The sequence below is a fragment of the Barnesiella sp. CU968 genome, from assembly GCF_905219685.1.
GTDB lineage: Bacteria > Bacteroidota > Bacteroidia > Bacteroidales > Muribaculaceae > Lepagella > Lepagella muris_A.
In genome coordinates this window covers 1-4,869 of sequence record NZ_CAJMXD010000229.1, presented here as the reverse complement: position 1 = coordinate 4,869, position 4,869 = coordinate 1, and the positions used below count along the sequence as shown (strand labels likewise).

Below are 4,869 nucleotides of genomic sequence, written 5' to 3'. Positions count from 1 at the left end.
TAGCTAACCAGCTAATTGATTGGCTGGCTGATTATCCACCTGACCGATTAGTTATCTAATTCACCAATTATAGGGCTATCTGATTGGCTAATCAATCAGTTGACCATACACTTGGCTGTCCATATAGTTAACCCGATAGTGGGCTGTAGAGCTGATTGGATATATATCCGCAATATCGCTTGACCCGCATCCGGTTCTATATGCCGTCTGGTCATTACTGTCTTGGTCTGATAATTTAACCATAGGATATTCCTACCTATCATCCGCGGATGATATTTTCGATTTCGGCAGTCGCCGGAACTTAGTGGCAAATGTTGCCGACCATTTTCACCCTCAAAAACATTTGAATGAGCGACACCATTGTTGTTGCCTTCTCCAACCAGAAGGGAGGAGTGGGCAAATCTACACTCACGGTGTTACTCGCCAGCTATCTCTACTATGAGAAGGGCATAAAGGTTGCAATCATGGATTGCGACTCGCCCCAGCATAGTCTTGTAGGAGAACGCAACCGCGAGTTAAAGACCGTTAGTGAGACAGAGCATCTTGCACAGATGGCACATGAATTGTTGACCAAAACCGGTCTTCAGCCCTACGCCATTATGAAGATTCCTTTGGAAGAAACCATGTTCCGCATCCGTCAGTATCTCAGCGGAGACAATGACACGCAAGTCCTGTTCCTCGACCTCCCGGGTACGATGAACAATCCCAATGTTCTACAGATAATATCAAACTGCGATTATGTATTCTGTCCGATGGCAGCCTGCAAGTACGATATAGAAAGCACTCTTGGATATTGCCAGTTTATCCATGACCGTCTTATGACGATGGGATATGGCAACCTTAAAGGAGTGAAGATTCTGTGGAACAAAGTTGACGCAAGAGAGCGCACCGACCTCTATAACGCTTACGATGAGTTCATGGAATCAATCGGACTTGAAGCGATGAAGACCACAATACCTGCAAGCGTCCGTTTCAAGAAAGAACTTTCATGCAATCCGAAGCATCAGATTTTCCGAAGCACAGTTTTTCCGCCCTCGTCGGCTATTGTCAAAGGGAGCGGCATTGATGAACTTGCCGAGGAATTTTTGAAACTGACCGGAATCCGTAATGGCTAAGAAAATTGCAAAAGTCCCGCTTGGTGAAGATTTTCTTGCAGGTTACAAACCCGTAACTCCTGATTTTGCGGATATACCTATGGATAATGATGTGGCACCGGAACCCGTGCCAGGGCCCAAAGGAGTTGAGGATGATTTCTCAGAAGAGCCTTCAGAACCATCTGCTCCTAAGATACGACCATTTTCGGATTCATTTGTCGATACCTTTCTAAAAGGTGGGACGGATGAAAAAAAGAACGAGAAGGTATATCTTACACTCGACCATCTTATTTGCCTTAGAGAGATAGTACAGGCTATCAGATCGAAAACGGGCAAAAATATGACGATTGGGAACTATGTGTGGAATATTCTGGAACATCATTTTTCCACCTATCAGAAAGACATAGCAGGTCTCATAGACCAACGCAAACACAAAAGTCTTGACAGATTCAAATGACCGCAAAAAACAATGCGAATCCCGGAGCCGAAATCAAAGTTGACGGCACCAGCTACCCTGACGAGGTAAAACGCTCCTACCGGGAAACTTTTTTGACCCGTCACAATCTCAAGCCCTACAAGTACGTGGGCTGCACCATGTCGCTATGGCAGCGACTCAAGAGGATAGTCACTAACATCGGCGGCGAACGCGCCTCCGTAGGAATGTATGTCCAGAACATAGTGGCTTACCACCTTGAAGACGAGGATGTGAAACCGCTTATCGCTGAACTCTCAGCCGCATCCTGTCTATCGGATACCGACTCCAAAGCAATGGATGGTATCTCGCTGGAAGCCAAGAAGTATCAGGCGAAATACCTGATGGGCGATATGGTCAACCGTAAGGAACGGGAGATTTATATTTCCGGCGAACTCGGAAAACGACTGAAAAGAATCGTGCTGGATATTGACGGCGACAGACCCACAATGGGTTCATACGTCGAGGCAATCCTTATCGAACACCTTGATGCCTGTGCCGATCTCATCAATGAGATGACAAACGATTCAAAACGAAATACTGTATGATATGGCTGTATATCATCGGCACTATCGTGGCACAGGCCATAGTGGTCGTCCTGCTCAACGAGTATCTGAACCGAAGAGGTCAACCCCCTGCGGCAACACCGCAACAAGAGGATACACCTCCCGCTCCATCTCCGTCAATGGTTACGGAGGCAAAAGAATCTGAACATCCGGCCATCAATCCGGCAACTGTCGATGATGCCGTAGGTCTGTCGAATTTCTCTATGGCAGACCTCAAGGCGATGATGGAGGATGTAGTGAAACCCATCAGGGACTGCGTGGAAACCCTGATGGACGAGAAAGATGCAGAATTTGATGTGAAGAATGAAGTTCCAGAACCTCCCAAGCGGATGTCTCCCGAAAGAGAGGCACGGGCATGGGAAGACCACCGCGATGAAGAGGCACAGCTCGAAAGAGAGGATAACACTGTCGCTCCTCCCAATCCGCTGGCCTGTGGTGCTGACTTCGATTCTCTGACAAAAGCGTCGGCTATTGTCCAGTCCGACGAGCCACAGCCCATTGGCGCGTTGCAGTTTGCAATGAATGTTTTTAGGACAGTTGACGGTACACAGTTCAGCGGATGTCTCCCCGATGCCCTGCTTGAAAAACTGTATGAGTGCCACCGGAGAGTCGAGATGAACGAGGCTCTCCGCGAGGAGGAAAGCGAAACTGAGACTGCCCCTGCTGAAGCAGTTCCGGCTAAAGAAGCTGAAGTAATGCAGCAGGCAGAGGAAAAGCCGGAGCCTAAGCCCGAACCGGTTATCGAGCCGGAGGTGAAGGAGGCTCCCATACCTCGTTTCAGAATGTCTTTCCTCAACAAAACGTCTCAATCCCAGAATTGACGCATGAAAAAGTTCACAAACATTCTGCGCTCGGCATTTGCCAAGCGCGCAATCTTCGCACTCTTTGCTCTCGCATCTGTCGCCCAGTGTTTCGCCGCCGGCAACGGCATGGCCGGTATCAACGAGGCTACTTCGATGATCTCCAGCTATTTCGACCCAGGGACGAAACTTATCTATGCAATTGGTGCCGTGGTGGGTCTCATCGGTGGTGTCAAGGTCTATGGCAAGTTCTCGTCCGGCGATCCTGACACCAGCAAGACCGCAGCCTCGTGGTTCGGAGCCTGCATCTTCCTCATCGTCGCCGCCACCATTCTCCGCTCATTCTTCCTCTAAATGGCTGAGTTCGCTATCAATAAGGGTATTGGTAGAACGGTAGAATACAAAGGATTGAGGGCGCAATACCTGTTTATCTTCGCCGGAGGTTTGATTGTGGATTTCATTGTGTTCGTCATCATGTATATGTGTGGCGTTGCCCAGTGGTTCTGCATCTCCTTCGGCGCGATAAGTGCCTCAATCCTTGTGTGGCTAACATTCCACCTCAATACCAAATACGGCCGGTACGGTCTGATGAAGCTGACGGCGGTCAAGTATCACCCACGCTACATCATCAACCGTCTGCGCCTTAAAAGATTGATAAATAAAAAATGAGAAATATACTTAAAGCCACAACGCTGGAATCCAAATTGCCTTTGCTGGCGGTGGAGCATGGCTGCATCATATCGAAGGATGCCGACATAACTGTCGCTTTCGAGGTTGCCCTGCCGGAACTTTTCACCGTTACCTCTCANGAGTATGAAGCCATGCATCGAGCATGGTGCAANGCAATCAAGGTGCTTCCGCACTACTCGGTGGTACATAAACAGGACTGGTTCTGTTCGGAGAAATATCAGCCTGAGTTGCAGAAGGATGATTTATCCTTTTTGGACAGAAGCTTTGAGCGTCACTTCAACGAGCGTCCTTATCTCGCCCACAAGTGTTACCTCTTCCTTACCAAGACAACAAAGGAACGGGCGCGTCAGCAGAGCAACTTCTCCACTCTCTGCCGAGGGCGAATCACACCGAAAGAACTCAATCACGAGATGGTTGTCAAGTTTATGGAGTCGGTGGAACAGTTCGAGCGAATCATCAATGATACCGGATATATCAAATTGCGTCGCCTCTCTGACGATGAGCTGATCGGAACAGAGAATACGTCCGGTCTTATCGAGAAGTATATGTCACTGACAATGGACGATGTTACCTGTCTGGAGGACATTGACCTCGATGCAAGTCAGATGCGGATTGGCGACAAGATGCTCTGTCTGCATACGCTGTCCGATACCGATGACCTTCCCGCAAAGGTCAGCACCGATAACCGTTATGAGCGGTTATCAACTGACCGGAGTGACTGCCGCCTCTCGTTTGCCTCTCCCATCGGGTTGCTCTTACCCTGCAACCATATAGTCAACCAGTATGTGCTGATTGACGACCACGATGAGAACTTGGCGAAGTTCGAGAAGACGGCCCGCAACATGAACTCCCTTTCGAGGTATAGCCGAAGCAATGCTATCAACAAGGAATGGATTGACCGCTATCTCAATGAGGCTCATTCATACGGCTTGACCTCCGTCCGCTGCCATATCAACATTATGGCGTGGAGCGACGATTCAGAGGCACTGCGGCGCATCAAGAATGATGTCGGCGGTCAGTTGGCGACTATGGGTTGTATGCCCCGGCACAACACCATCGACTGTCCGACACTGTTCTGGTCAGCAATGCCCGGCAACGAGGCAGATTTTCCCGCTGAGGAAAGTTTTTATACTTTCATCGAACCTGCGGTCTGCTTCTTTACCGCCGAGACCAACTATCGTTCTTCACTATCCCCATTCGGGATAAAGATGGTAGATAGGTTGACCGGGAAACCGATACACCTTGAC

General features: G+C 49.0%; 7 protein-coding genes. All 7 read left to right on the top strand.

What is annotated here, in order from left to right; genetic code table 11:
* Positions 1-347 precede the first annotated feature (347 nt).
* Positions 348-1,115: a ParA family protein gene (locus JX312_RS09250; RefSeq protein WP_123403385.1), complete on the top strand. Its 768-nt coding sequence runs from the start codon at positions 348-350 to the stop codon at positions 1,113-1,115.
* On the top strand, positions 1,108-1,551 hold the full coding sequence (locus tag JX312_RS09245; protein WP_123403383.1) for a DUF3408 domain-containing protein: 444 nt from the start codon (positions 1,108-1,110) through the stop codon (positions 1,549-1,551). The genes JX312_RS09250 and JX312_RS09245 overlap by 8 nt, the downstream gene beginning before the upstream one ends.
* A complete protein-coding gene (locus tag JX312_RS09240) occupies positions 1,548-2,114 on the top strand; it encodes a DUF3408 domain-containing protein (protein WP_204457793.1) in 567 nt (188 codons plus the stop codon). The genes JX312_RS09245 and JX312_RS09240 overlap by 4 nt, the downstream gene beginning before the upstream one ends.
* Positions 2,111-2,953: a hypothetical protein gene (locus JX312_RS09235; protein ID WP_123403379.1), complete on the top strand. Its 843-nt coding sequence runs from the start codon at positions 2,111-2,113 to the stop codon at positions 2,951-2,953. The genes JX312_RS09240 and JX312_RS09235 overlap by 4 nt, the downstream gene beginning before the upstream one ends.
* 3 nt (positions 2,954-2,956) lie before the next feature.
* Positions 2,957-3,286, top strand: a complete 330-nt coding sequence (locus JX312_RS09230) for a DUF4134 domain-containing protein (RefSeq protein ID WP_123403377.1) — start codon at positions 2,957-2,959, stop codon at positions 3,284-3,286.
* Entirely contained in the window at positions 3,287-3,601 is a 315-nt protein-coding gene (locus JX312_RS09225) for a DUF4133 domain-containing protein (protein WP_204457792.1), read from the top strand.
* A partial coding sequence (locus JX312_RS09220; RefSeq protein WP_204457791.1) for a TraG family conjugative transposon ATPase occupies positions 3,598-4,869 on the top strand: 1,272 nt, incomplete at its 3' end. The genes JX312_RS09225 and JX312_RS09220, both read left to right, overlap by 4 nt.